Below are 25,518 nucleotides of genomic sequence, written 5' to 3' on the forward strand. Positions count from 1 at the left end.
GATGGTGGTTGGCAACAACGAACTCCGGCAATGGCTGCTGGTCTAACCGACCACGTTTGGAGTATAGAGGAATGGCTTACCTATCCGGTTAGAGGAAGTTAGCTAATTTCGGACACCACCGAAATTTCCTCCACTGGCAGAGAATCAAGAAGGATAGAAGATAAAAGTCAGAAGGAGAAAAACCCTTGAGCCTAATTACGGACACGGATACCGGACACGATTCACGAATTTTCAGTGTTTCATCTATGTCCATCTGTGGCTGAATAGTTACATTATTTTTGCTTGACAGATGTTAAATAATAGAATATAGTTAGGAGTAGGACAAATGAACGAATATAAATCTTTCACTATTCATGACCTGCCAATTTCGGAAAGACCGCGGGAGCGATTGCAGAAATTTGGCGCGGAAGCACTCTCTGCTCAGGAGATTTTAGCCTTGATTTTAGGAAGGGGGATTGCTGGGGAGTCGGTAATGGTTACTGCTCAAAGGTTATTGACTACCTTTGGCAATGTCAAGGCAATCTCCGAAGCCTCGCTTGAAGAATTGGCAAAGGTGCGTGGCATAGATCAAGCCAAAGCCTCGCAAATCAAAGCCGCATTTGAGCTGGCAAAAAGAGGCGATGAGGAAGTAGGAGAAAGGGTTTCTATAAAATCTGCTGAAGATGTAGCTAAATTAGTCAGACCAAGACTTAAAGATAAGAAAAAGGAATATTTCTTAATCTTATCTTTAGATACAAGGAACAATCTAACCAAAATTAGCGAAATATCCATTGGTAGCCTGAATGCCAATTTAGTTCATCCAAGAGAGGTTTTCAAAGAGGCAATCCAATCCGTTGCCAATTCGGTAATTTTGGTTCACAATCACCCCTCGGGAAATCCAGAACCATCAGAGGATGATTTACTAATTACTAAACGGCTCATTGAAGCAGGCAAAATATTAGGCATAGAAATAACCGACCACATCATCATCGCTAAAACAGGATTCTATAGCTTTAAGGAGAAAAGGCTGATTTAAAAGTAGGAGTAATTATATGGCAAGAAATCATATTACAGAACTTGAAAAACGGTTGTGGGATGTAGCGGATGAATTACGGGCTAATTCCGATTTAAAATCATCTGAATACTCTCCACCGGTTTTAGGACTCATCTTTTTGAAATATGCAGATTATCGGTTTACCAAACAAGAGAGGATGCTTTCTGAAAAATCAAGTAGTCGTCGTAAGATTGGTAAAACAGATTATCAGGCGGCTGGTGTTATGTATCTACCTGATGAAGCACGATTCTCTTACCTGCTAAATCTTCCTGAAGGTGCTGATATTGGCAGAGCAATAAATTCTGCAATGAAGGCGATTGAACGAGAGAACGAAATAGAACTCAAGGGTGCCCTTCCAAAGACATACAACAGGTTCAAAAACAATCTGTTGGTAGAACTACTTAAACTTATGTCATCAATTCCCGAAGATATAGAAGGAGATGCCTTTGGTAAGATTTATGAGTATTTTTTAGGCAAATTTGCAATGAGTGAAGGTTCAAAAGGAGGCGAATTTTTTACTCCTACTTCTGTGGTTAAGTTAATTGTCTCTGTGATTCAGCCGTTTCATGGGAAGATACTTGACCCGGCCTGTGGTTCGGGTGGTATGTTTGTCCAGAGTGCTGAGTTCGTTGAAGAACACAAAAAGCGGGCAATTGATGAAATCAGCATTTATGGACAGGAGAAGACCAGAGAAACAGTCAATCTCTGCAAGATGAATCTCGCTATCCATGGCCTTTCTGGTGATGTTTTACAGGGTAATTCCTACTATGAAGATCTTCACGATATGGTCGCCAAGTTTGATTTTGTGATGGCTAATCCACCGTTTAATGTCAACCGGATTGATAAAGAGCGTATTAAAAATGATAGAAGACGCTTTCCGTTTGGTATGCCTTCAGTGGACAACGGTAATTATCTCTGGATTCAGCTTTTTTACAGTGCCTTAAATGAAAAAGGACGGGCAGGGTTTGTTATGGCCAATTCAGCAAGCGATGCCAGAGCAAGTGAGCTGGAACTGCGAAAAAAACTAATTGAAGACAGGTCTGTTGATATAATGATTGCTGTTGGTTCTAACTTCTTTTATACGGTGACCCTGCCTTGCACATTATGGTTTTTAGATAAAGGTAAACACAATACAGATCGTAAGGATAAGGTGCTTTTTATTGATGCAAGAAAAATCTATCAGCAGATAGACCGAGCACATCGTGAATTTTTACCAGAGCAGATAGAGTTTATTGCTAATATCGTTCGCTTATATCGGGGAGAGGATATTGAAATAACACATGGCAGTGAGAAACTGACAAAAGAAACATTCCCAAAGGGCAGGTATCAGGATGTTGCTGGTTTGTGTAAAGTTGCGACATTGAAAGAGATTGAAGAACAAGGCTTTAGTTTAAATCCCGGACGATATGTGGGCGTAGTTGAAAAGGAAGTAGAGGGTTTTGATTTCCAAGAACGGCTTGAAGAACTGAATGAAGAGCTGGAAGTTTTAAATACAGAAGCAAAAGAGTTACAAGAACAAATATCAGAAAATGTGGCAAAGATTCTGGAGAAGGTGTAAATAAGGAAAAAGGGAAAATAGTGGAAAAAGGGGGAATTTATTTTTATGTAGAGGGATTTGAAAATAGGACGCAAGATGTATACGCAGATTTTCAGGATTTTTTATTTTAATTAATCTGCGAGAAAAATCTTAAAGTTCTATTAACTTGGATTTGAAATAAAATTCTTTAATATTTTCCCCTTTTCCCCTACTTTTCCATTTCCCCTTACTTACACCTGAATAGTTACAAGAAAATAACAGAAATCACAAATTTAAGAGGATTTTGTGATTTTTGTAAATTTGAAAGATTATGAATAAGAAAAATTCAAACAAAAGCAAAAACACTTTAATTTCAAACAGTCTTTTTAAAGCCGTTAAACAACTTGTAAAATTAAACGAAAAAGTCAAAGCACTTGGTATCTTTGTTGATGACCGTGAATTGCTTGAGTGTCCAAAATGTGGACTTATGGAAGATATAGATATTTATGGAAGGTTGTTTACTGTTTTTGAAAAAGAGCCCAATAAAGATACCGGGTTAAGATTTAAAGAAATAAGAAATAGTAAAACTTTCCGCTGCCCGAATTGCGGAGAGCAAATATCAGGAAATGTTGTAGAGATATTGGAGGTGAAATAAATATGGAGGATAAAGCAAACCTGAGTGTTGTTTCATCATCCCTAACTCCTGCGTATTGGGATAACAAATTCCAATTAGGGTCGAGAGAACTTTTAATAGAAATTATGGGACCAAAACCTACTGAGGAAGAATCGAAAACTCTTAATGAAAAAGGCATCAGAGATAAATGGAATGAATTTCTTTTACAAGGGCAAATTTACATATCTAAACTTCTAAAAGCAGAAAATCTATCGTTTTTATTTGGTGCCGGTCCTTCGATTCCTCTTGGGGCTGTAACCATCAGAAATATTCCCCTTAAGTTGGAATATCAGATTAATCGGGCATTTTCTACCGATTCTGACGATATTAAATTGTTTTATGAGATTTTAGAACACCTAAAGGGCTCAAAACCCTTCAGGCAAAAAAATGTCCAAGAAAGGATAGAAACTATTAAGCAACTAACTGATAAAGGAAATACCGAAAATATAAAGGAACAAGAGATTAAAATTACCCTTGAGGATTTATTATCTTTTTTGTATTGCTTAAGAAGTGCTATCTGTACTCCATTTAAAAAACAGAATAATTTCCTTCCCACAAATATAGTATCTCTAAATAATGGCGAAAAAGAAATTAAAGTAAGATTACAAGTGCTGGATAATTTGATAACAGCAATCAAGAGAGAATATTTTTCTCTACTCTCAAAAGTTCCTGACCCTTCAATTAAAAATCCTTTGACTGCACACAAGCAGTTCCTTAAGAAGATCTTAACAAGACCATTAAATCTGAGAAGACCTAAAATATTTACAACCAATAATGACCTATTAATCGAGCAGGCAATGGATGAATTAGGCATTATGTATCTAGATGGTTTTGTTGGAACAATACGACGAGCATTCCGTCCCGAATGTTATAATTATGACTTTTACTTCCCTTCAACCTCAACAGAGGGTAAAGTTCATCGCATCGACCAAGTAATTCATTTCTACAAAATTCATGGTTCCATTAATTGGGTAACATCTTTTGATTCACCAGAAAATATATATGGTATTGAAACAAAAGACATAAAAACAATAGAGAAAGAAGAAAAATATCGTGAAGTCATGATTTATCCAACACCTCTAAAACATGAATTTACTTTGGATTTTCCATATTCTGACCTTTTTAGACGTTTTGCAGACGCTATAACCCAACCACAATCTGTTCTCGTAATAATAGGATATAGTTTTGCAGACGAACATGTTAATAGAATAATTTATCAAGCCTTAACAATTCCTTCCTTTACTTTATTGATAGTGGATCCTCTCGCGGATAAGAATGAAGAAATTAAAAGATTAATTACACTTGAAGATAGCCGTATCCATGTCATATCAGGCTGGGATATAGGTGCATTTGAAAATTTTACCAAAAAGCTCTTACCCGATATAAAAGAATTGGATGTCTATGAAAAATCGGCAAAGAGTGCCCGGCGCATGTTGAGAGTAAAGGAAGACGAAAATTTTTCTTCTGAGGAGGAAGAATAAACAATGAGTAATGATAGAACCATCGGAAGGATTGTCTTAGTAGATAGTTACAAAGCCATCGTTGAAATAGATAAGGATCTTAAAAGTCTCACTAAGACCGCTTTTACAGGAACCTACGATTTTGCAAGGATAAATTCTTATGTGATTATTCCTGTCGGAAGCTCAAAAATAGTAGGGATGATAAGCAGAGTTCAATTAACCGAGGAAGCAGAAGGACCTACAAGTAAAACAACGATAGTTCTTCCTGAAGCAAAACGTATTATGACTGTAACTATGATAGGAACGATTGGAGAAAGACCAGAGGGAAAACAAGAATTCTACCAAGGTGTCATTTCCTTCCCAGCATTGGATAACCCTGTATGGTTCATAGAAAAAGAGGAATTAGATATACTTTTTGACAAATCGCCTTCAGGTGAAGATAGTAAGTACAGAATTCCTATTGGAACTTCCATTGTTTTTCCAGAATACCAAGTTAGAATTGACCCAGACGCATTTTTTGGTAAACACGCTGCGGTAATTGGTAGCACAGGTTCGGGTAAATCCTGCACAATTGCCTCAATTCTTCAATCAATATTTGAAATGAAAAATGTCAAAAACGCTCATTTTGTAATTTTGGATACTAATGGCGAGTACGGAGAAGTTTTTAAGGGGCGTAAACAACCGTATGATTTTCTTCATATTAAGGATTTAAAAATTCCATACTGGTTTATGAATTTCGATGATTTTCGTACCTTGTTTAAAGCAAGCGAAGGCACACAAGCCCCTGTATTGCGAGATGCTATTGTTGACGCAAAAAATGAATCTTTACAGATTAAGACATATAATTTGGAAGCACGAATTATAGAAAATGCTCTACGAAGTGTATCAGCACAAGTCGAACGTACTGGAAATCAACAGATGCATAATAGGCGTAATGCTGCAAAAACAATTTCTAAACTTATTGATCGGGTTAGAGACTGGGAAGCCAATTGCAGTGATCCCCAAATAAAGGAAGTGTTTAAAAAAATAATTGAAAAACTTTCTAACATGCAAAGTGCAGGTGGAATAGATACAAGTCAAGATCAAGATAGTATCGATTGGAATACCTATAAAAAAGATATGAAACCAGACGAAGTTGAAAATATTTTTAGGATTTCCGAAGATATTGAAGAGAATTTACTTAATGAACTTACAATGAGTAGTGTAACACGAGGGTATGATATTAGCGTGGATACTCCCACATTTTTCGACAAAACCTATTTTAGAAAAACAAGTATTAATAATGCTATGGAGGTACAACCCGGCAAAGAGGATAGAAGACTTGCAGAATACTGTGCGACTCTACTACTAAGAATTGACAGTTATTTTAATGATAAAAGATACGACTTCTTATTCCATGAATATAAAAAACATCCTCATTCATTAGCTTTATTTTTAAGGTATATTTTTGGAAGATTACAAGAAACACCGAAAGATACTACTTTTTCCAAAGATGCAAAGGCAGATTTGCCTTATCTAAATGAGTTTGAGGGAAACAACAAAGGGAACTACCAAATTATTATAATTGACCTACATCTTTTGGCAACTGAAATTCTAGAAAATATTACTGCTCTTTTAGGACGTATTATATTAGATTTTCTCCAGAGAATTCGTGGCTCTGCAGAAATTAAAGATGAAAATACTGGTAAAACTATTCGACTTGAAGAGACACGAGGAGAATTCCCTGTAGTCCTTATATTAGAAGAAGCTCAAAATTACATCAAAGAGGCAAGGAGTCAAGAGCAAGAATCTCCCTCAAAATTGGTGTTCGAAAGAATTGCGAGAGAAGGACGGAAATATGGATTAAGCCTTGTTATCGCTTCTCAAAGATTGAGTGACTTGTCTAAAACTGCGCTCTCTCAATGCAATTCATTTATTGTGCATAGATTACAAAATCCTGAAGATTTACGATATTTCAGGGAAATTGTTCCAGAGATACATTCAATACTCTTAGAGCAACTACCTTCACTTGCCTCACAAACAGCGCTTATCTTGGGAGAATGTGTTAGGGCTCCTATGCACGTAAAAATCCGAACAGCGTTTCCTAAACCACAAAGTAAAAATCCAGAACTATGGAAACATTGGACATCAGAACCAGTATATGAACCCGACTTTGAAAAAATCTGTGATGACTGGGAAAAAGGAGTTAAAAATGCTGAATAGTTTGAAAAAAGTATAGGTTGAAAACTATGAAATTGAAAACAATAGAAGAAATAGCATTTATTAATCCTGATTCAATTAAAAAGGATTGTCCTTACGATGAGATTGAGTATATAGATATTCAGTCTGTTGGCAGTGGTTATTTAATTGAAAGTAAGTTAATGCCACTATCTGAAGCGCCAAGTAGGGCAAAACGTCTTATAAAAGATGGTGATACTATTTTATCTACGGTAAGACCTAATCGGCGTTCTTTTTTGTATATAAAAGGACCAAAGAGTAATGTTGTAGTATCTACCGGTTTTGCAGTCCTACGAGCAAAAGATGGTATTGATTCAAGATATTTATATTATGCAGTAACAGACCAAAAATTTACAGATTACCTTACATTAAGTGCAAAAGGAGCTGCTTATCCTGCTGTTGATACTGAAATTATTCAGAGAGGTAAGATTCCGATTTATCCAATAGATATTCAACAAAAAATCTCTTCCATCCTCTCTGCCTACGATGACTTGATTGAAAACAACACCCGAAGGATAAAGATTCTTGAAGAGATGGCACAGAGGATTTATCGGGAATGGTTTGTTGATTTCCGATTTCCAGGGCATGAGAAAGCAAGGTTTGTAGATTCAGAAATGGGAAAGATTCCTGAAGGATGGAAAGTAAAACAGTTGTCAAATATTGTAGAGACACAATATGGATATACTGAGAGCGCATCTGAAGAAAAAATTGGTCCCAAGTTTTTAAGGGGAAAAGACATCAATAAGAATTCATACATTAATTGGGATGATGTTCCTTACTGTAAAATTGAGACAGAAGATTACGAGAAATATAAATTGAATAGAGGAGACATTGTTATTATTCGTATGGCTGACCCTGGTAAAGTAGGTATTGTTGAAAAGGACATTGAGGCTATATTCGCATCATATTTAATTCGTTTAAAAATCAAGAATGGTATAGACCCGTATTATCTTTTTTATTTTCTTTTGTCTGAACAATATCAATCTTATATTGTTGGTGCAAGTACTGGAACTACCAGAAAAAGTGCGAGTGCTGGTGTGATAACTGACACAAATATTCTTTTGCCGTATAAAAGCATATTAAAACAATTTGTAGAGGTTGTTAAACCTCTACGCCAGTTATTGAATACACTTTTAGAAAGGAATGTTAATTTACGACAGACCCGAGACCTTCTCCTTCCCAAACTCATCTCAGGTGAAATCGATGTGTCGGAATTAGACATTGCTATAAGGGAGCAGGAATAATGAAAGGACAAATTGTTTTATACAAGAACCGGCTTGAGGTCAGATTAGAACAGGACACAGTATGGCTGCGGCAGGAACAAATAGCCGAATTATTTGGAACTCAGCGTCCTGCGGTTACAAAGCATTTGTCTAACATATTCAAATCAAAAGAGTTGCAAGAAAAATCAGTATGTTCCATTTTGGAACATACTGCCTCCGACGGAAAAGTGTATAAGACGAAATTTTACAATCTGGATGCTATTATTTCAGTCGGTTATAGGGTCAACTCAACCCGGGCTACTCAATTCCGTATCTGGGCAACGAATGTGTTAAAAAGGCATCTTGTTGACGGGTATACTATCAATGAAAAACGACTTAAGGTTGCCGAGCATAAATATAATGAATTACAGAACTCATTGCGGTTATTAAGCAATGTTCTTGCTCTTGACGAAGTTTCTGACGAGACCAAAGGTTTGATTCAAGTTATAACTGAGTATTCCCGTGCACTTGACCTTCTGGATGAGTATGACAATAACAGATTACCTATCCCAAAAGGGACAACTCAGTTAAAATATACACTTACTTACCAGGAAGCGAGGATAATTATAGATGAGATGAGGGAAAAATTTAAAACCTCTTCACTTTTTGGACGGGAAAAAGATAAAAGTTTTGAAAGTTCGCTTAATACAATTTATCAGACTTATGATGGTAAAGAGCTTTATCCTACAATAGAAGAAAAATCGGCAAACCTATTATATTTTGTTGTCAAAAATCATAGTTTTGTGGATGGCAATAAAAGAATTGCAGCAGCGATTTTTATCTGTTTTCTACAAAAGAATGGAATTTTGACCCGTAAAGATGGGACAAGACGCATTGATAATAACGCTTTGGTTGCCTTAACCCTGATGATTGCCACAAGCAAGCCATCAGAAAAAGATGCGATGATTAAGGTCATATTAAATTTATTAGGAGAATAAAGTATGTGGCCAAAAAATAACGATTACTCAGAATCCGCATTAGTAGAAAGACCAGCAATGGACTTATTCAGCCAATTAGGCTGGTCTGTCCAAAATTGCTTACACGAGTGTGACGAGAATGGCAAAAGTTTTCTCGGTAGAGAGACAAAAGCAGATGTTATTCTTGTCTCAAAACTCAAACCTGCTCTGAAAAGGATTAATCCATCTCTTTCTGAAACTGTCATTGATGAAGCAATAAAATCATTAACTGCGGATAGAAGTTTGATGGGAATGGTATCCGCAAACCGTGAGGTATTTGATTTTCTTAAAAATGGAATTCTTGTTTCCTATCTGAATAATAAAAATGAGCAGGTTTCTGAACGAGTCCAAATTGTTGACTGGATAAATATAGAAAACAACGATTTCTTTCTAACTTCACAGTTTTGGATTTCAGGCGAAATGTATACCAGAAGATTTGACCTTTTAGGGTTTGTTAATGGCATACCACTTCTTTTTATGGAACTCAAAGCATCTCATCGCCATCTTAAAAAGGCTTATGATGAAAATTTAAGGGATTATAAATCAACCATTCCACAGGTGTTCTGGTTTAACGGAGTGGTCATCCTTTCCAATGGCAGTCAAAGCCGGGTGGGAACACTCTCTGCAGAATGGGAGTATTTCAGCGAGTGGAAAAAGATTAATTCCGAGGGTGAGCAAGGCATTGTCTCATTAGAAACAGTTATCAGGGCAGTATGCGACAAAAAGAGGTTATTGGACATATTGGAGAACTATACTCTATTTCGAGAGGAGCAAAATGGACTTGTCAAGATTGTTGCAAAGAATCATCAATATCTTGGTGTTGAGAACATCTTAAGAGCATTCCATAAGATAAAAGAAAATGAAGGACGGCTCGGCGTCTTCTGGCATACTCAAGGTTCAGGAAAAACAGAATCAATGATTTTCTTTTCACAGAAGATTTTAAGAAAAATACCGGGCAACTGGACATTTGTAGTTGTAACCGATAGAAAAGAACTGGATGAGCAGACATATAAACGGTTCGTGCGTTCAGGGGTTATTCAGGGAAAACAGGAATGGGCTCAAAACACTGAGGATTTAAGACGATTGCTAAAAGAAGACCATCGTTATGTATTTACAACCATTCAAAAATTCAGGACAGAAAAAGGAGCAAAGCATCCTGTTATTTCTAACCGTTCAGATATTGTTGTTATAACTGATGAGGCACACAGAACCCAGTATGATATATTTGCTATGAATATGCGCAATGCTTTGCCGAACGCAGGGTTCATTGCCTTTACCGGCACACCACTTATTGTTGGTGAAGAGAAAACAAAAGAGGTTTTTGGTGATTATGTCAGTATTTACAATTTTAAACAGGCAACCGATGATAAAGCAACCGTGCCGCTTTATTATGAGAACAGGAAGCCCAAAGTTCAGTTGGTAAACTTAAGTTTGAATGAAGATATTCAGCGTATTTTAGAAGACGCAGAACTTGATGAGGCACAGGAACAAAAGTTTGAGAGAGAGTTCTCTAAAGAATACCAACTCATTACCCGTGAAGACCGTCTGGAAGAAATTGCCCAGGATATTGTTTTGCATTTTATGAACAGGGGTTTTATGGGTAAGGCAATGGTAGTTTCCATTGACAAGGCTACCGCGGTAAAGATGTACGATAAGGTGAAGAAATATTGGAATAGATACGCTGATAAATTACAAAAAGATTATAAGCATGCGACAGATGTTGTCAAAGAAGAAATCGGCAATAAACTGATTGATATGCATCAAACCGATATGGCAGTTGTGGTTTCGCAATCCCAGAATGAGGTTGAGGATTTAAAGGCAAAGGGAGTGGATATCACACCACATCGCATTAGAATGAACAAGGAAGCCCTTGATGAGAAGTTTAAAGACCCGGATGACTCATTAAGGATTGTTTTTGTCTGTGCAATGTGGATGACCGGGTTTGATGTGCCTTCCTGTTCTACAATCTATCTTGATAAGCCAATGAAAAATCATACCCTTATGCAGACCATTGCAAGAGTAAACAGGGTATTTGGCGAGAATAAAGTTGTAGGACTAATCGTTGATTATATCGGCGTGCTTCATAATTTGAATCAGGCACTGGCTATTTATGCTGCTCCTGTTGAAGAAGGTAGCGTTGATACACCAATCATTGAAAAATCCGAATTGATAGAACAACTCCGTAAAGATATTCAGGAGATGATGGACTTGTTAGATGGATGGGAAATATCTTTGCCAAAAATAATGACCGCAAAAGAATTTAAACAAATTGCTTTAATGGATGATGCAATTGAGTGTATATTAGAGGATGAAGAACGGCAGTCTATGTTTAAAGAAAAGAATGCCATCATTCAAAAGATGTATAAAGCGATACTGCCAGATATATCTGCAAGTGAATTCCAGCCGGTTGTGAAGTTATTACAGGTTTTAGCGGATAAGTTGGGTTTAATATCTCCCACAGTTGATATTTCTGATGTGCTTAAGGAGGTTTCAGAATTACTGGATAAATCAGTACAGGTTAAAAAATGGCAGGGAGCAGGTAGAATTCTTGATTTAAGTAAAATTGATATTGAAAAATTGCAGAAAGAATTTAACAAAGGTCGTAGGCGAATACTGGCAGAGCAGTTAAGGAAAGCGATTGAGGTTAAACTATATGCCTTATGTATGCTGAATAAGACCCGGATGAATTATATGGAAAGATTCCAGCAATTAATTGATGAATACAATGCCGGGTCAATGAATGTGGAAGAGTATTACAGACGATTACTTGAATTCGTTAAAAGTTTGGATGAGGAAGAGAAGCGGGCGATGAAAGAATCTCTATCAGAAGAGGAACTTGCAATCTATGACTTGCTGGTGAATCCGCCGATTAAAATGACGCAGAAAGAGATTCTGGCAGTAAAAAAAGTAGCACAAGACCTTTTGGAGAAACTGAAATCAGAAAAACTTATCCTTGACTGGCGAAAGAAACAGCAAGCCAGGGCATCAGTTAAGTTATGCATTGAAGAAATACTTGAAAATCTACCACCAATATTCTCAACTGAAATCTATCATCAGAAGTGTGGTTTAATTTATCAGCATATCTATGAGTCATACTATGGAAGTGGTATGAGCATATATGCACATCAAATTTGAAGAAAATGCAAAGCCATATTTGGAATCGGCAAAAATAAAAGTAACTATTCAGCCACTGATTAACACGGATTAGCACGGATAAATACAGAAGGCAGAGGGCAGAAGGCAGAAGGCAACAGGAGGAAAAACCTTCAGCCTAATTACGGACACGGATTACGAATTTTCAGTGTTTCATCCGTGTCCATCTGTGGCTGAATAATACAAAAGGAAAAACAATGAAAATGAACCGTCCCAATAAAATCTTTTTAAAAGCAAAGAGAAATAACGGTTTTACCCTTATCGAGGTGATAGTGGCAATAACCATTTTTGCCGTGAGTGTCCTTGCCATTCTTAATTTATTCTCCACAACACTTAAATCAAATACACAGATTCGTCATTATACCATAGGACTTATCCTGGCTCAATCTAAAATGGCAGAGATTAAAAGTGGTTTAGAAATAGAATCAGCTGGAATTTTCGAGGAAGATGATATTGAGTATGAATGGTCAGTTCATACAAATCCAACAGAAATTAAAAACATAGAAGAAATCAGACTTCAGGTGACATGGAAAGGTCAAAAGGCGAAAAAAAATATCGAATTAGTTGGGTATCGAGTTATTGAATCAAGAAAAGACAGGGAAGAAAAATGAACTGGTAACTGTAATTCAGACAATAGACTGTAGACATTAGACCTCAGACTAAAGCGGGCAGAAATTGCAGAAGAATGAAGGCTTAAAAGAAGTGGAAGTGGATGTGAATGTGTTTTTCACTTTCACTTTCACTTACACTATAAGAGTCTATAGTCTTGTGTCTGATGTCCAGTGTCTGAATCACAGAACTGGTAACTAATTACCATTCACCAGTTACCATTTACTAAAGATAAGGAAGGGAAAAAGAGTGAAGAGACAATCAGGATTTACTCTAATCGAACTTTTAATTACTTTATTAATTATCAGTATTACTGTAGTTCTAATTGCCAGTTCTTTTAGTTTGAGTTTAAAATCCTGGTCTTCTGTCTCTGCAAAGGTAGAGGTCTATCAACGGGTCAGGGTCTGTCTGGATATGATGACTTCAAGAATCCGTAATGCGGTTATTTTCCCGTTAAATAAAAATTTAACCTTTAAAGGAGATAGATATTCCTTAAGTTTTATTACCACCTCATCAGATTTTGAAGGTTGGACAAAGGTAGATTTTGGAATAAAAAAGGAGGAAGAATTCTTATGGTTGGAAAAAGAAGAAGAATTGGCTAAAGGAGAAAAGATATTCATAGGTAAAGGTATAGAATCAATAGAATTTATGTATTATGACTCTCAAGATGGGCAGTGGAAAGAGAACTGGGATTCTTCTGAACATGGACGACTACCATTTGCGGTTAAAATTTTCATTACCTTTGCAATAAGCAATGATCAGGTAGAAAAGATTACTATTCCGGAGGTAGTAATTATGATTCCGGCGGCAATGGAATCTATCAAGGAGCCTGAAAGTAGGAAGTAGGGGAGTAGGAAAGTAGGAAAGGGGGAGACATTGCCCCCAGAAGAGGAATACCGTGCACATCCTTTATCCCTTTCCTACTTACCTACTACCTACTATTTTCATTGCTTTGTCCTCCGCAGGTTAATGTTCATTCCCCCAAATAACTGACGTATTACGAAGGGAGAGATGAGCCGGGATAAATGGGAACTTCGAGGTAGAAGAACCCTAATCCTTAAAGATAAGTTTCACAAAAAAACTGTTGACAGGAAAGAAGAGTTATGCTATGATAAGAATGTTTCCTGAAAGAGATTTCTAAAATTGACTAAAGAGGAGAGATGAATATGGCTACATATACCTTGCCTCGAGCAACATATGATTTATTAATAGAGGCATTAGGAGAAAAACAAAGAGCAGAGACTTTTGCTAAGGCAATGGAGTCAGTAATTGAGGCAATTGATAATCGGGCAAAAGAGGGAATAGTAGAAAAAAAGAGCCAGATAAAGACGGAATTAAGAGATGAATTAAGAAATGAACTGGTAACAAGAGAATTATTTGAAGAAAGATTTAAGGTTGTAGATGAAAGATTTAAGACTCTTGATAACAAAATGGAGGAAAGATTTAAGACCCTTGAAAATGAGATGAATGAAAGATTTAATGTTGTTGATGAAAGATTTAATGTTGTTGATGAAAAGTTCAAGAGCCTTAATTTTAGGCTTAATATCTTTATCGCCATTGCCCTTATTGCCCTAACCTTTGCTAATCCTACCTTTGTGAAATTAATAGAAAAGGTCTTTGGGATTTAAGAAAGAACACGAATTGGACGAATTAACGAATATCACGAATTTGGAACGCAGATGAACACAGATTTTCAAGATTTTAAATATAAAATTATTGGTAACTATTCACCACGAAGAGCACGAAGGGCAGGGAGATGTTACAGAACAAATCTCTTTATGCCTTCGTAACCGTTCAGGATATAGCCACAGAGTCACAGAGAACACAGAGGGAATATATAACCACGAATGAACACAAATACAAAGAGATTTGTAGTGCGAGGTTTTAGCCTCACTTCTGGCAAACCGGAAGGCAGACCTAAAGGTTCGCACTACATTTATGGGATGTCAGAGGTTAATTCGTGTGCATTTGTGGCTAATTTCTTTAATTCTCTGTGAACTCTGTGCCTCTGTGGCTGAACGCTTACGCTGAATCTATTTAACCAGTTACCAGTTCTGTAATAAATCTTCGCACCTCTTTATAATCATAGATATTATATCTGGCAAAGGAGGATGAAATCCCAACCGTGACAGAATATGCCTTTTGAGGAAGAACTTTAAACATATCCTCATCTGTGGCATCATCACCAATGGCTAAAATAAATTCATAATTCTTGTTCGAGATAAAATGCGTGGCTATTACCCCTTTATTTATACCAGCACTTTTAATCTCGATGACCTTCTCTCCTGATAAAATCTGGACATCGATATTTGCGGTTAAGGAGATTAAATCGTCGATTAACTCTTTGGCTCGAATAGAGGCAAGTTCAGGGTCTGATTTGCGGTAATGCCAGACTAATGAAAATTCCTTTTCTTCGATAAACGAGGCAGGTAACCTATCTACGGCTAATTTAAGCAAAGGGTAAAGTTTAGATTTCCAGTCAGCAGATACAGGTTTTAGCAGTAACCAGTCTTTATTTTTTTCTTTTATCCAGACACCATGTTCTGCGGATAAAGAAATATCTAATTTACCAAACCATTTCTTTAATGTAGATTTATCTCGACCACTAACAAGCACCACCTCTGTATCTGGATATTCGGATAGAATACGGAGAAGTTTTAATAGTCTATTATCCGGTTTAGACCTCTGGGGTTTGTCTGTAAGCGGAACTAATGTTCCATCGTAATCTAAAAAGATAATTCTTGAATTAGAGGTTTTAAAATCTTTTATTATCTGTTCTTTTTCCAGATGAGATAAAAGTTTTGTCATTCGAGTCATTTTTTGTTTATTCAAGTCTAAAAGTTCGGAGATAAAATCACCTGCCCACCGAATAACATCATAATCACTCAGTCTTTTCTGCATAATTTTAATTCTTCTTGTTTGCTCTTTTATAGACATTGATAAGGCATCTTTTATGGCTTGAGCAATTTCTTGTTTATGGTTTGGGTTGATGATAATTGCCTCGCCAAGTTCCTTAGCCGCACCAGCCATCTCGCTTAAGATTAAAACCCCTTTTTTATCTGATTGTGAGGCAATATACTCCTTTGCTACCAGATTCATCCCATCCCTCAAAGGGCTGATTAAGGCAATATCCGCAACATTATACAAGGCAACTAATTGTTTAAACGGAATATGTTTATATTGATACTGGATGGGTGTCCAGCCGACATTTCCAAACCGACCATTGATTTTTCCGATAAATTCATCAATCTTGATTTTTATCCGTTGATAGCGTTCTACTCCGATTCGAGATGGAACAACGATTAACAAAAGAGTGATTTTATTATGCCAATGTGGATTTTCTTCAAGGAATAATTCATAGCCTTCCAGACGATTGATAATCCCCTTGGTATAATCAAGTCTATCTACGGAGAGTATGGTTTTTGTATTCATTAAGATTCTGGCAAACTCATCTTTTTCTTTCTGGACATCAGGGTCAGTAGCCGCCGCATAAAACTTTTTATAGTGAATACCCATAGGAAAGGTATCGGCACGAAGAATCCTATTATTTAAAGTTAGACTTCCAAGATTATGTTCTAATCCTGAAATCCGTAAAACACATCTCAGGAAACTCTGGGTATAATCAATTGTATGAAATCCAATTAAATCTGCTCCTAAAAGTCCCTCTAATATCTCTGTGCGCCATTTTTTAGGTAAAAGGCGATATATTTCATAAGGTGGGAATGGGATGTGCAGGAAAAAGCCAATAAGTGATTCTGGCCTTTTTTCGCGGATGAGTTTTGGAAGTAACAAAAGATGATAATCATGTATCCATAAAATATCATCTGACTTTAAAATTTTACAAATTGCCTCACAAAAAAATTCATTTACCTGTTTATAATAATTCCATAAATTTTCGTTAAATTCAGCATAGATAGGAAAACAATGAAACAATGGCCAGATAGTTTTGTTGCAAAATCCATGGTAGAAATTATCCATCTCTTTTTCCGGGATAAATACAGGTGAACAGTTATATTCCTTAATGGTTTTCCTTCTTAACCTACGCTGATATTTTTCTTTCACGGTTACCCCGGGCCACCCAATCCAGAGATGCTCAAGTGGTGTAAATGAAGAATCTTTCAAGGAATCAAGGTAGTCACTTAATCCAGTAACAAGTCCACCCGAACTTTTTACTAATTCCAGTTCCCCTTCTTTTTCTATAACCGTAAATGGTAATCTGTTAGAAACGATGAGTAATCTCATTAAATTTACCACCAATGTTATTTTAGATTTTAGATTGCTGATTTTTGATTGAAAAATAAATCCAAAATTTATGTAATACCTCTACAGGCAATGGGTCACTGAAATGGGGGATTCTCCTGAAAGTAGGAAGTAGGAGAGTAGGAAAGTAGGAAAGGGGGAGACATTGTCCCCAGAAGAGGAATACCGTGCACATCCTTTATCCCTTTCCTACTTACCTACTACCTACTTGCCTACTATTTTCATTGCTTTATCCTCCGCAGGTTAATGTTCATTCCCCCAAATAACTGACCCATTACCTCTACAGATATACAATATCCCCCTCATAAAACATCGATAAAAACAACAAGAGATAATCCTGGATATGTCTTGTAATCAAGAAATTATTTTTGATATGTTCTCGACCGTTTTCACCCAGTTTTTTTGCGTATTCAGGTTCATTAATAAGTCGTTTTATCCAATAAACAGTTCCTTCGATAGAGCGGGTCAAAACACCAGAATATTTATGAGTGATTTGAAGGGGGATGCCGCCAACTGCACCAGCGATGACTGGTTTTGCCTTCCAGAGTGCCTCTGCCACAGTTAAACCAAATCCTTCTTTCAACGATTTTTGTAAAACTACGCTCGAGGCTCGTTGTAAGGCATTTATTTCAATATCACTTGCTGGTGGAAGGAATAAAACAAAAATATCTCTATCCTTTTCTGCCTCATTTCTAACTTTGTTCAAAACCTCCATCCCTTCAGGGTCATCTGTTGCTCCGCCGCCGGCTAAAATTAGTTGACAATCAACATACTTCTTTACCTCAAAATATGCCCCAATTACACCTAATGGGTCTTTCAAATAATCAAATCTGGAGATTTGAGTAATAATCGGACGATTTTTATCAATCCCGTATCTTTCTAAAATAGAATCGATTACATCTTCCGGTATCTCTTTATTTTTATCACTTAACGGGTCAATTGACGGAGAAATAAGAACCTGCGGTATGCTAAGTTCCCTGGAAAAGGCTGGTGCTGAAAAGACAGCTGTATCATACTGGTTAATATATTGTTTTAAAAACTCCCAGATGTCTTTTTGTGGAGTTGAGAAATCTATATGGCAACGCCAGAGCCATTTTTTATCAAGATTCTTCTTTTCCTCAACTAAGGCAATTGGTTGAGAATCATGAACAAAAATAATATCACCAATAAGATTTAACTCCTGGGCATTGTTACGATTTATTTCGATAAAATATTCTAAGTCTTCATCTGAAAACTCGGTTTTTACCCCATGTAAGGCATTATGAATCTTTTTGGTTATCACAAAAAACCTTTCATTCCCTTTAATAACATCCCATCTAAAATCTATTCCTAACTGTTGAATTAAAGGTAACATCCTGGTCAGGATTTCAGCCACACCACCGCCAACTGCGGTTGAGTTTATATTTTGGATAACCTTTCCTTTGAGACAGTTAGCTAAAAAGTACAGGTCATCTATCACCTCTTGACCAACAATCTTTGTATAATTATTAATATTCAGCATATTTTCCCACCGCTTTAGAGGATTTTTCTGATAACATTTCCTTTATTTTAAAAGTAAGAATCTTGAAATTTTCGCTTTTATAATATTTTCTTTGAATTGGTTCCAATAAAGATCCAAGTTTAACTGTATAATCTTTCTGGGTAAGATTTTCTATTTCTTTAAGTAATGCATTTAGATTTTCAGGTGATGTTTCTATGTCAACACCCTTTTTAATTAAAAATTCTATATCATATACATCTCTTATTTCTTTTCTATTTAAAAATGCTTCTATCTTGGCTCTCATCATTTCTGATAACGCTACTACCTTTAAGAGGACTTGTATATTGGCATCTGGACTATAGGCAATGGCAGATGCAGTTTTAATCTTTCTAATCTCTTTTCTAATTTCAATTTTTAAGGCACGAGGATAATTTGGTGATTTTACTTCCAGAAGTATCGTATAGAATTTATTAGCGGTGTCAGTTAAGGTATAAAATTGTCCTATATAAGTTTTGAGGTCAGAGAATAACTTATTAAAATTGATTTTTTTAACAACCCAAAAATCCAGGTCCACAGAATAGCGGTCTAATCCATAGCAGAGCCGTAGCATTGTTCCACCACCAAATACCAGATAAGTCAAAAATCTACCACTATTCAATTTATCCAGGATTTCAAGCTCGAATTGTTCATTTTTTTTTAAATCTTGCATAATTTCCCCACGATTTTTAAGGTCTTTTCTGGATAGACTTCTATGAGTTTTTTGATTTTTGTTTTTTCCAGTTTATTGAAATCCAGAGCATTAAAATCTAATTTATATTTCCCAAAAGAGTAAAGATACATCGCATCAAGAAAGGCTTTTTCTTTAGAAGCAATAAAAATTCCGTCTTTTTTAATAAAATCGAAATAATACTGTTTATTTAACTTATAATAATTAAATATAGTATCTTTGATTTCGAGTTTTTGTGTTCGCTTCAAGCAGACACTTTCAAAAAAGTTTCTCTGAATTTGCGTAGTTACTTCATAATAAACCAGGGCAGTTTGTAAGGAGATATAAGAAGGCACTTGTAAGATATTAGCAATCTTCAAAAACTCATCACGATTATTACTTTCCCACCTTTGTCCTGAAGAATAATAATTATTCTTTAGTTTTAATAATATTTTCTTTTTAACATACCGCGAACAAAATACTCGTGCTGATTCCAATTTAATTCCCAGAGATTCTGCCAGGTCTTCAACAGTAAAATAAGGCGATTGAGCTAATGTTTGTAATTTAAGTATATTTTTACTAATCATAATATCTTATCACCTATGATATTTATATATCCTTAGTGTCGTGTTGAGTAAGTTTTACACGGGGCATCATCACGTTTCGTAACCTACAAATGGATAATTGGTAACTGGTAACTGGTTAAATAGATTCGTCCTCAGCTCAGCCGAACGGTATTTAATTACCAGTTACCAATTACCAGTTACCAATCACCAGTTACCAATTACCAGTTACCAATCACCAGTTACCAGAATTAAATTCCGTGCGTTATTTGTTCAACACGACACTTAGTAATAATTTGTCAGGTTATTATTCCATCAGCGAGATAATTTTTCCCCTTAAACTTTCGAGGGTATAAGCATAAGGGTCTAAATTTGCCATTTTGTTTGCCAGTTGAGCATAGCCAGCATCCCTGAACCATAAAGAGAAATCGTTATCTTCCTTTTTTAGTCTTAACCTTGCCTCAAAGATATGAAAATACAAGGAATCAGCACTTATTTTTTTGACTATATCCTTAAATTCGTTGAGATTGTTTGCCACATAAGGAGTTTTCAAGATAAAACTCTTTGAAGATACAAAATAAAACGCTTCATCTTCAGGACACTGGACATTCCGAGCGTCTTTTAAAAGGTGTTGTTCGATTATTTCCACAAATTTTTTCCTTATCTCTTCAATCCAATGAAACTGGATGATATTAATACTGAACAATTTTTCACCCAGTAGTTTCTCATTCAAAACATTATTAACCCAGTAGGCAAAATCGTTTGGAGGTTCTGGAACAAGATATTGATATTGTTGTAAAAACCTGTGAGTATGATGATAGATTGATGAGCCGGGAACTGTTTTTATCCCGTCTAATAATTCTTTTAAATCCCTTGCCTTTTTACCTAAGAGTATGGTTTGATTAAATCTGGTATAAAATAAAAATGGCTCCATAATGAATATTATATTCAGCATCCTATCAGATGTCAACTTTTATTTTCTTGCATTTTGCTATTCCCTGTGTTATAATTAAAAATATGAATCATTCCCTTAATTCAAACAAAGGTATAGCATTAATAATGACCTTATGGCTGGTGATGATACTTGCCATTATGGCATTTGAAATAGTAAATCTAATGCGAGTTGAATCAAATGTCGTCATCAATTTTAAGGAAGATGCCCAGGCATATTCCTTAGCCGAAGCAGGTGTTATTCAGGCGATAAATTCTTTGCTTACCGACGAATCTAAAGATTATGATTCTCTTGAAGATTCCTGGGCAAAGGGAATCTCTCAAGAATTACAAATTGGTAGTTTTACCGTTAAAATCGTTGATGAACAAAGAAAGATAAATATTAATGAAATAGACGCAAACATTTTACAGGAATTCATTAAACGATTTGTTTCAACAAAGGCTGATGAATTAACTGAAAATATCTGTGATTTTAAAGACGCAAATTTTAAAAAATGGGACGGAAGGCAAGAGGAAAAAGACAATAAAAATCTATTATTTGACACTATCTATGAGTTACAATTGGTAAAAGAAATGGTGTCTGATGAAAAAAATCTTTTTTATGACATTAAAGATTACATTACGGTTGTTGGACCAATAAACCTGAATATTATTGACGCCCCAATTCTTGCTACCTTGATGTATCAAACAGGAACCCAGACCGATAATCTAAAATTAGAGCAAAAAATCGAAGAATATGAAGATTTGGCAAATAAAGCTATTGATTTTAGAAAGGCGAAAAAACAAGGTGAAGGGGCATTACCTTACATCATTTCTAATACCGAGACAAGACTTATAACCGCTCTGGGTAAAGAACATTATGAAAATATAAAACCTTTTATTACCTGGCTTGGGAAGATAAATGTTAATACCGCCTCTAAAGAAGTTTTGTATGCTTATTTTTTAGGGACATTAGGGGCTGATTCGACTCATTTTGCGGATGAGATAATTAGTGCCCGCAATAAATCCCCATTTAAAACATATCTTGAGTTAGATGATAGAATAGCGGAGTTTAATACCATTAAAAAGGCTAATGATTATGTCCCTGTGCGTGAATATCTTACAGTAAAATCTACCCAGTTTACGATTGAATCCGTAGGACATTTAACCAACAGCCCTTTTACAAAAAAAATAACAGCCATTGTTGAACGAGAAGAAAAAAGTGGGAAATTTCAGGTAAAGATACTTAGCTGGCATGCAAGTTAAGATTATATTTAGACACGGATGAAACACGGAAAATTCGTGAATCGTGTCCGGTATCCGTGTCCGTAATTAGGCTCAAGGGTTTTTCTGAAAATAAGGAAGTAGAAAGTAGAGAGTAGAAAGTAGAAAGTAAAGAAAACATCATTCCTCACGCTTATCTCCTTACCTCCTATTTCCTACCACTATTTTCATCGTCCTTTGTGCCCCGCAGGGGCATGACGGTTTCCCCTGAAAATAGGAAGTAGAAAGTAGAGAGTAGAAAGTAGAAAGTAAAGAAAACATCACTCCTCACGCCTATCTCCTTACCTCCCACCTTCTATCTCCTACCTACTATTTTCATTCTCCTTTGTGAGTCGCAGACTCATGAGCGTTTCCCCTGAAAATGAGTGTCAGTGACAGTTAAGGAATTCAACCTTTTTTCACTGACACTGACACTCACACTGACACTTCCAACTTTTTCTTTTGACATTTTGTTGCAGATATGTTATTATTAAATCATTCAGGGATAAGTTATGTTAAAAAAATATATAATTTTTATAACTCTATGTATATTAATGACTAATCTTACTTTTGCCGAGAACTTTGGTAAAAATAAGGTTAGATATAAAGGATTTACCTGGTCTGTGCTTCAAACCGAACATTTTGAGGTATATTATAATTCAGAGATAGAAGATTTAGCCAGAATATCGGCTAAAATGGCTGAAGATGCCTATGAAAAAATCAGTGCTGATTTAAAATATAATGTCTCAAAATTAATCCCTTTTGTTATCTTTAAATCCCATTATGATTTTCAACAAACAAATATTATCCTTGAGTTAATCGAAAGAGGTGTAGGTGGTTTTGCCGAGATTTTTAAGTATCGAATGGTTATACCGTTTACCGGAAGCTATAAGAGGTTACAAACCGTCATCACCCACGAACTGACCCATGTCTTTTCCTACGACATTTTATATCGTGAGGCTTTACAAACTATGTTTTCATCTCAAGCCTTTATATCTCCACCTTTATGGCTGATGGAAGGATTGGCAGAATATGAGACCGGGGATTTAGATACAATGGGACATACAGTTTTATCTGATGCCGTGTTTGAAAATAATATTATTCCTCTCTCAGATTTATCAGATTTTTCCGGGTTGCCAAATGTATATTTAGCCTACAAACAAAGCCATTCCTTACTCAGATATATTGCCAGAACTTATGGAGAGGATAAAATACATCTTTTGTTAAGAAGATTTAAGGCACAGCCGAATGTTGAGAGTATGATTAAAACCTCTCTGGGCGTAAGTATGGAAAATTTAGAGAATGATTGGATAAAATTTTTACAGCAAAAGTATTATCCTGAATTAACCAGGCGTAAGTTACCAACAGAATTCGGAAAGATAGTTGTCGAAAGCCGTGATAAATTTTATTCCCATCCAACATTTTCTCCTGGTGGAGATATGCTTGCGGTTGTCTCTTATGAATCCGGAGAACCAGAAATTGTCACCATACGACTTAAGGATGGTAAAGTAATTGAAAGAATTACTAAAGGTATGGTAACCAGTAATTTTGAAGAACTTAATATTGAATCAAGTGCAATTTCCTGGTCTGGTGATGGTTCTAAAATCGCCTTTATTGCTAAAACAAAAGGAAAAGATGCCATATTTATCTTCGATGTCTTTACCTCTAAGATTAAAGAGATATTAGAAATAGATAAATTTGATGAAATATCTTCAATATCCTTTTCCTCAGATGGGAAAAGTCTGGCTGTTTCTGCATTAGGTAATGGTCACAATAAAATATATTTAGTTGAAGATGATAATATCGTTCAATTAACCTCTGGTGACTCACTTGACCATCAGCCTATTTGGTCTAAAAATGGGGAATATATTGCCTATGTTAAAGAAAGGGATGGGATTTCTAATATTTGTGTCATTTCACCTAAGACAAAAGAAGAAATAATAACTATCACTCAAGACGGCTATAAAAAAGACCCATTCTGGTCAGATGATAGTAAAGTTATATTTTATTCATCAGATGTGGATGGTGTATTCAATATCTATGGTTATAATTTAGAGACAAAAGAGGTATCAACGGTAACAAACTGTATTGGTGGTGCTTTTCAAGGAAGTATTTCACCGCAGGGAGATGTAGTTTTTGTTTCATATTATCAACAGGGATATAGATTATATCTAATGGAAGATTTAAAACTTTCATGGAATAAACCTGAAACATTAGGAACAGAGGCAAAAATAGCCGAAGTCAAACGAATAGAAAAGGCTAAAATCTATGAGTATTCACCTAAATTCTCTTTTGATTGGCGGCAGGGAGGATTTATTTACAGTTCTTCTCAAGGGATGTCAGCTAATTTAGAATTCTCAGCCTCAGATATTCTTGGAAATCATAGGTTCGCACTTCTATTAGACAATGCATCCTCACTGAGCAATGACCTTAACTTTCAACTTTCTTACGGTTATTTAACTAAAAGACCATCATATCTGGTTGAGGTTTTTAATTGGTCTGATTTTTATAGTTTTACGGATAAAGATATTACCGAGCAAGAATACGGAATAGTAGGTAGTATGGAGTATCCTTTTAGTAAATTTAGACGAGTAGAATTAGGCCTGGTCAGCGAGGTAACTTCAAAGGAAGAAGTTACTATGGAAGATATAAAATATGAGAAAGAAGGCATAGATTATTTTTTTGTTTCATCAGTCAAGGATACGACCAATTGGGGTTATTTTGGGCCTTTAAGTGGAGGCAGAAGTAGAGTAAGTATTGAACAAACTGTTCCACTTATTCATCATCAAACAAGATACACTAATTTTAAAACCGACTATCGTCAATATTTCCGATTAACCCGACGGTCAAACTTTGCCTTCCGTCTTTTTAGTGTTGTAAGTAAAGGTAGAGACCGCCGAGAATTCCCATTAGGAGGACGGGGATTTGGAAGTTTAAGAGGATATGAAGCCGGAGAATTCTGGGGCAATTATATCATCCTGGCAAATACAGAACTCAGACTACCTTTAATCGATGAGATTAAATTTGCGATACCTGTTTCGATTAGAAACATTCGGATGGTAATATTTGCGGATGTAGGTTCTACCTGGTCTAAAGGCGAAACACTTACCAGAAGACATCATTCTACCGATGAGAAAAAAGATACTGATTTGAAAGCGTGTTATGGTTTGGGATTTAGAGTGCTTTTAGGCTTTTTTCCCATAAAAGTAGATTATTCCTGGAATACAGATTTTGTTGATACTGAAAAGGCAAAAGGTAATTTTAGTATTGGATATGATTTTTAAGATTTTAAGTAACTATTCAGCCACAGATGAAACACGGAAAATTCGTGAATCGTGTCCGGTATCCGTGTCCGTAATTAGGCTCAAGGTTTTTTCTCCTGTTGTCCTCTGTCCTCTGCTACTTATCCGTGCTAATCCGTGTTAATCAATGGCTGA

At 35.8% G+C, this 25,518-nt stretch carries 21 protein-coding genes; 15 read left to right on the forward strand and 6 right to left on the reverse strand.

Annotated features, from left to right (window positions below; translation table 11 throughout):
* Window positions 1-325 precede the first annotated feature (325 nt).
* The 12 genes from radC (at window position 326) to AB1414_00430 (ending at window position 14,876) form a co-directional block, all read left to right on the forward strand.
* Window positions 326-1,015 (forward strand): DNA repair protein RadC, encoded by a 690-nt coding sequence (gene radC, locus AB1414_00375; protein MEW6605890.1) that lies wholly within the window; start codon window positions 326-328, stop codon window positions 1,013-1,015.
* Between the two features lie 16 nt (window positions 1,016-1,031).
* Window positions 1,032-2,591: a class I SAM-dependent DNA methyltransferase gene (locus tag AB1414_00380; GenBank protein MEW6605891.1), complete on the forward strand. Its 1,560-nt coding sequence runs from the start codon at window positions 1,032-1,034 to the stop codon at window positions 2,589-2,591.
* Window positions 2,592-2,880: 289 nt separating this feature from the next.
* Window positions 2,881-3,204 (forward strand): hypothetical protein, encoded by a 324-nt coding sequence (locus tag AB1414_00385; protein ID MEW6605892.1) that lies wholly within the window; start codon window positions 2,881-2,883, stop codon window positions 3,202-3,204.
* Window positions 3,205-3,206: 2 nt separating this feature from the next.
* Complete coding sequence (locus tag AB1414_00390) at window positions 3,207-4,703, forward strand: SIR2 family protein (protein MEW6605893.1); 1,497 nt, start codon at window positions 3,207-3,209, stop codon at window positions 4,701-4,703.
* A gap of 3 nt (window positions 4,704-4,706) precedes the next feature.
* Window positions 4,707-6,884, forward strand: a complete 2,178-nt coding sequence (locus AB1414_00395) for a DUF87 domain-containing protein (GenBank protein ID MEW6605894.1) — start codon at window positions 4,707-4,709, stop codon at window positions 6,882-6,884.
* A 26-nt stretch (window positions 6,885-6,910) separates the two neighbouring features.
* Complete coding sequence (locus AB1414_00400; protein MEW6605895.1) at window positions 6,911-8,143, forward strand: restriction endonuclease subunit S; 1,233 nt, start codon at window positions 6,911-6,913, stop codon at window positions 8,141-8,143.
* Window positions 8,143-9,099 (forward strand): RhuM family protein, encoded by a 957-nt coding sequence (rhuM, locus tag AB1414_00405; protein MEW6605896.1) that lies wholly within the window; start codon window positions 8,143-8,145, stop codon window positions 9,097-9,099. The genes AB1414_00400 and rhuM overlap by 1 nt, the downstream gene beginning before the upstream one ends.
* Window positions 9,100-9,102: 3 nt before the next feature.
* Complete coding sequence (locus AB1414_00410) at window positions 9,103-12,252, forward strand: type I restriction endonuclease subunit R (protein ID MEW6605897.1); 3,150 nt, start codon at window positions 9,103-9,105, stop codon at window positions 12,250-12,252.
* Between the two features lie 221 nt (window positions 12,253-12,473).
* On the forward strand, window positions 12,474-12,881 hold the full coding sequence (locus AB1414_00415) for a prepilin-type N-terminal cleavage/methylation domain-containing protein (GenBank protein MEW6605898.1): 408 nt from the start codon (window positions 12,474-12,476) through the stop codon (window positions 12,879-12,881).
* Between the two features lie 247 nt (window positions 12,882-13,128).
* Window positions 13,129-13,725, forward strand: coding sequence for a prepilin-type N-terminal cleavage/methylation domain-containing protein (locus AB1414_00420; protein ID MEW6605899.1), 597 nt, complete (start codon window positions 13,129-13,131; stop codon window positions 13,723-13,725).
* 320 nt (window positions 13,726-14,045) lie between these two features.
* Entirely contained in the window at window positions 14,046-14,507 is a 462-nt protein-coding gene (locus AB1414_00425; protein MEW6605900.1) for a hypothetical protein, read from the forward strand.
* 219 nt (window positions 14,508-14,726) lie between these two features.
* Window positions 14,727-14,876: a hypothetical protein gene (locus tag AB1414_00430; protein ID MEW6605901.1), complete on the forward strand. Its 150-nt coding sequence runs from the start codon at window positions 14,727-14,729 to the stop codon at window positions 14,874-14,876.
* 40 nt (window positions 14,877-14,916) lie between these two features.
* Here AB1414_00430 and AB1414_00435 read toward each other — a convergent pair whose 3' ends face one another.
* The 4 genes from AB1414_00435 to AB1414_00450 all read right to left on the reverse strand — a co-directional run bounded on the left by AB1414_00435 (window position 14,917) and on the right by AB1414_00450 (window position 19,912).
* On the reverse strand, window positions 14,917-17,121 hold the full coding sequence (locus AB1414_00435) for a bifunctional alpha,alpha-trehalose-phosphate synthase (UDP-forming)/trehalose-phosphatase (GenBank protein MEW6605902.1): 2,205 nt from the start codon (window positions 17,119-17,121) through the stop codon (window positions 14,917-14,919).
* A gap of 298 nt (window positions 17,122-17,419) precedes the next feature.
* Window positions 17,420-18,640, reverse strand: coding sequence for a glycosyltransferase (locus AB1414_00440; protein ID MEW6605903.1), 1,221 nt, complete (start codon window positions 18,638-18,640; stop codon window positions 17,420-17,422).
* Window positions 18,627-19,328 carry a nucleotidyl transferase AbiEii/AbiGii toxin family protein gene (locus AB1414_00445; protein ID MEW6605904.1) on the reverse strand — a complete coding sequence of 234 codons (702 nt, stop codon included), beginning with the start codon at window positions 19,326-19,328 and terminating at the stop codon, window positions 18,627-18,629. Before AB1414_00445 ends, AB1414_00440 begins: the two co-directional genes overlap by 14 nt.
* Window positions 19,316-19,912 (reverse strand): hypothetical protein, encoded by a 597-nt coding sequence (locus AB1414_00450; protein ID MEW6605905.1) that lies wholly within the window; start codon window positions 19,910-19,912, stop codon window positions 19,316-19,318. Before AB1414_00450 ends, AB1414_00445 begins: the two co-directional genes overlap by 13 nt.
* A 97-nt stretch (window positions 19,913-20,009) precedes the next feature.
* Between AB1414_00450 and AB1414_00455 the strand changes: the two genes are divergently transcribed.
* Window positions 20,010-20,177, forward strand: coding sequence for a hypothetical protein (locus AB1414_00455; GenBank protein ID MEW6605906.1), 168 nt, complete (start codon window positions 20,010-20,012; stop codon window positions 20,175-20,177).
* An 18-nt stretch (window positions 20,178-20,195) separates the two neighbouring features.
* Here the strand turns inward: AB1414_00455 and AB1414_00460 are convergent, their stop codons facing one another.
* Window positions 20,196-20,843 (reverse strand): DUF5752 family protein, encoded by a 648-nt coding sequence (locus tag AB1414_00460; GenBank protein ID MEW6605907.1) that lies wholly within the window; start codon window positions 20,841-20,843, stop codon window positions 20,196-20,198.
* Between the two features lie 8 nt (window positions 20,844-20,851).
* Here AB1414_00460 and AB1414_00465 point away from each other — a divergent pair, with 8 nt between their 5' ends.
* A complete protein-coding gene (locus tag AB1414_00465) occupies window positions 20,852-22,084 on the forward strand; it encodes a type II secretion system protein GspK (protein MEW6605908.1) in 1,233 nt (410 codons plus the stop codon).
* A 166-nt stretch (window positions 22,085-22,250) separates the two neighbouring features.
* Here AB1414_00465 and AB1414_00470 read toward each other — a convergent pair whose 3' ends face one another.
* Complete coding sequence (locus AB1414_00470; GenBank protein MEW6605909.1) at window positions 22,251-22,394, reverse strand: hypothetical protein; 144 nt, start codon at window positions 22,392-22,394, stop codon at window positions 22,251-22,253.
* 199 nt (window positions 22,395-22,593) lie between these two features.
* Here AB1414_00470 and AB1414_00475 point away from each other — a divergent pair, with 199 nt between their 5' ends.
* Window positions 22,594-25,365 (forward strand): BamA/TamA family outer membrane protein, encoded by a 2,772-nt coding sequence (locus tag AB1414_00475; protein MEW6605910.1) that lies wholly within the window; start codon window positions 22,594-22,596, stop codon window positions 25,363-25,365.
* Window positions 25,366-25,518 lie beyond the last annotated feature (153 nt).

The organism is bacterium, from assembly GCA_040755795.1.
GTDB lineage: Bacteria > UBA9089 > CG2-30-40-21 > CG2-30-40-21 > SBAY01 > JBFLXS01.

Bases quoted from the DNA above. Each gene is read 5' to 3' on its own strand.
- radC (MEW6605890.1), top strand. From the start codon at position 326: ATGAACGAATATAAATCTTTCACTATTCATGACCTGCCAATTTCGGAA.
- AB1414_00380 (MEW6605891.1), top strand. From the start codon at position 1,032: ATGGCAAGAAATCATATTACAGAACTTGAAAAACGGTTGTGGGATGTA.
- AB1414_00385 (MEW6605892.1), top strand. From the start codon at position 2,881: ATGAATAAGAAAAATTCAAACAAAAGCAAAAACACTTTAATTTCAAAC.
- AB1414_00390 (MEW6605893.1), top strand. From the start codon at position 3,207: ATGGAGGATAAAGCAAACCTGAGTGTTGTTTCATCATCCCTAACTCCT.
- AB1414_00395 (MEW6605894.1), top strand. From the start codon at position 4,707: ATGAGTAATGATAGAACCATCGGAAGGATTGTCTTAGTAGATAGTTAC.
- AB1414_00400 (MEW6605895.1), top strand. From the start codon at position 6,911: ATGAAATTGAAAACAATAGAAGAAATAGCATTTATTAATCCTGATTCA.
- rhuM (MEW6605896.1), top strand. From the start codon at position 8,143: ATGAAAGGACAAATTGTTTTATACAAGAACCGGCTTGAGGTCAGATTA.
- AB1414_00410 (MEW6605897.1), top strand. From the start codon at position 9,103: ATGTGGCCAAAAAATAACGATTACTCAGAATCCGCATTAGTAGAAAGA.
- AB1414_00415 (MEW6605898.1), top strand. From the start codon at position 12,474: ATGAACCGTCCCAATAAAATCTTTTTAAAAGCAAAGAGAAATAACGGT.
- AB1414_00425 (MEW6605900.1), top strand. From the start codon at position 14,046: ATGGCTACATATACCTTGCCTCGAGCAACATATGATTTATTAATAGAG.
- AB1414_00430 (MEW6605901.1), top strand. From the start codon at position 14,727: ATGAACACAAATACAAAGAGATTTGTAGTGCGAGGTTTTAGCCTCACT.
- AB1414_00435 (MEW6605902.1), bottom strand. From the start codon at position 17,121: ATGAGATTACTCATCGTTTCTAACAGATTACCATTTACGGTTATAGAA.
- AB1414_00440 (MEW6605903.1), bottom strand. From the start codon at position 18,640: ATGCTGAATATTAATAATTATACAAAGATTGTTGGTCAAGAGGTGATA.
- AB1414_00445 (MEW6605904.1), bottom strand. From the start codon at position 19,328: ATGCAAGATTTAAAAAAAAATGAACAATTCGAGCTTGAAATCCTGGAT.
- AB1414_00450 (MEW6605905.1), bottom strand. From the start codon at position 19,912: ATGATTAGTAAAAATATACTTAAATTACAAACATTAGCTCAATCGCCT.
- AB1414_00460 (MEW6605907.1), bottom strand. From the start codon at position 20,843: ATGCTGAATATAATATTCATTATGGAGCCATTTTTATTTTATACCAGA.
- AB1414_00465 (MEW6605908.1), top strand. From the start codon at position 20,852: ATGTCAACTTTTATTTTCTTGCATTTTGCTATTCCCTGTGTTATAATT.
- AB1414_00475 (MEW6605910.1), top strand. From the start codon at position 22,594: ATGTTAAAAAAATATATAATTTTTATAACTCTATGTATATTAATGACT.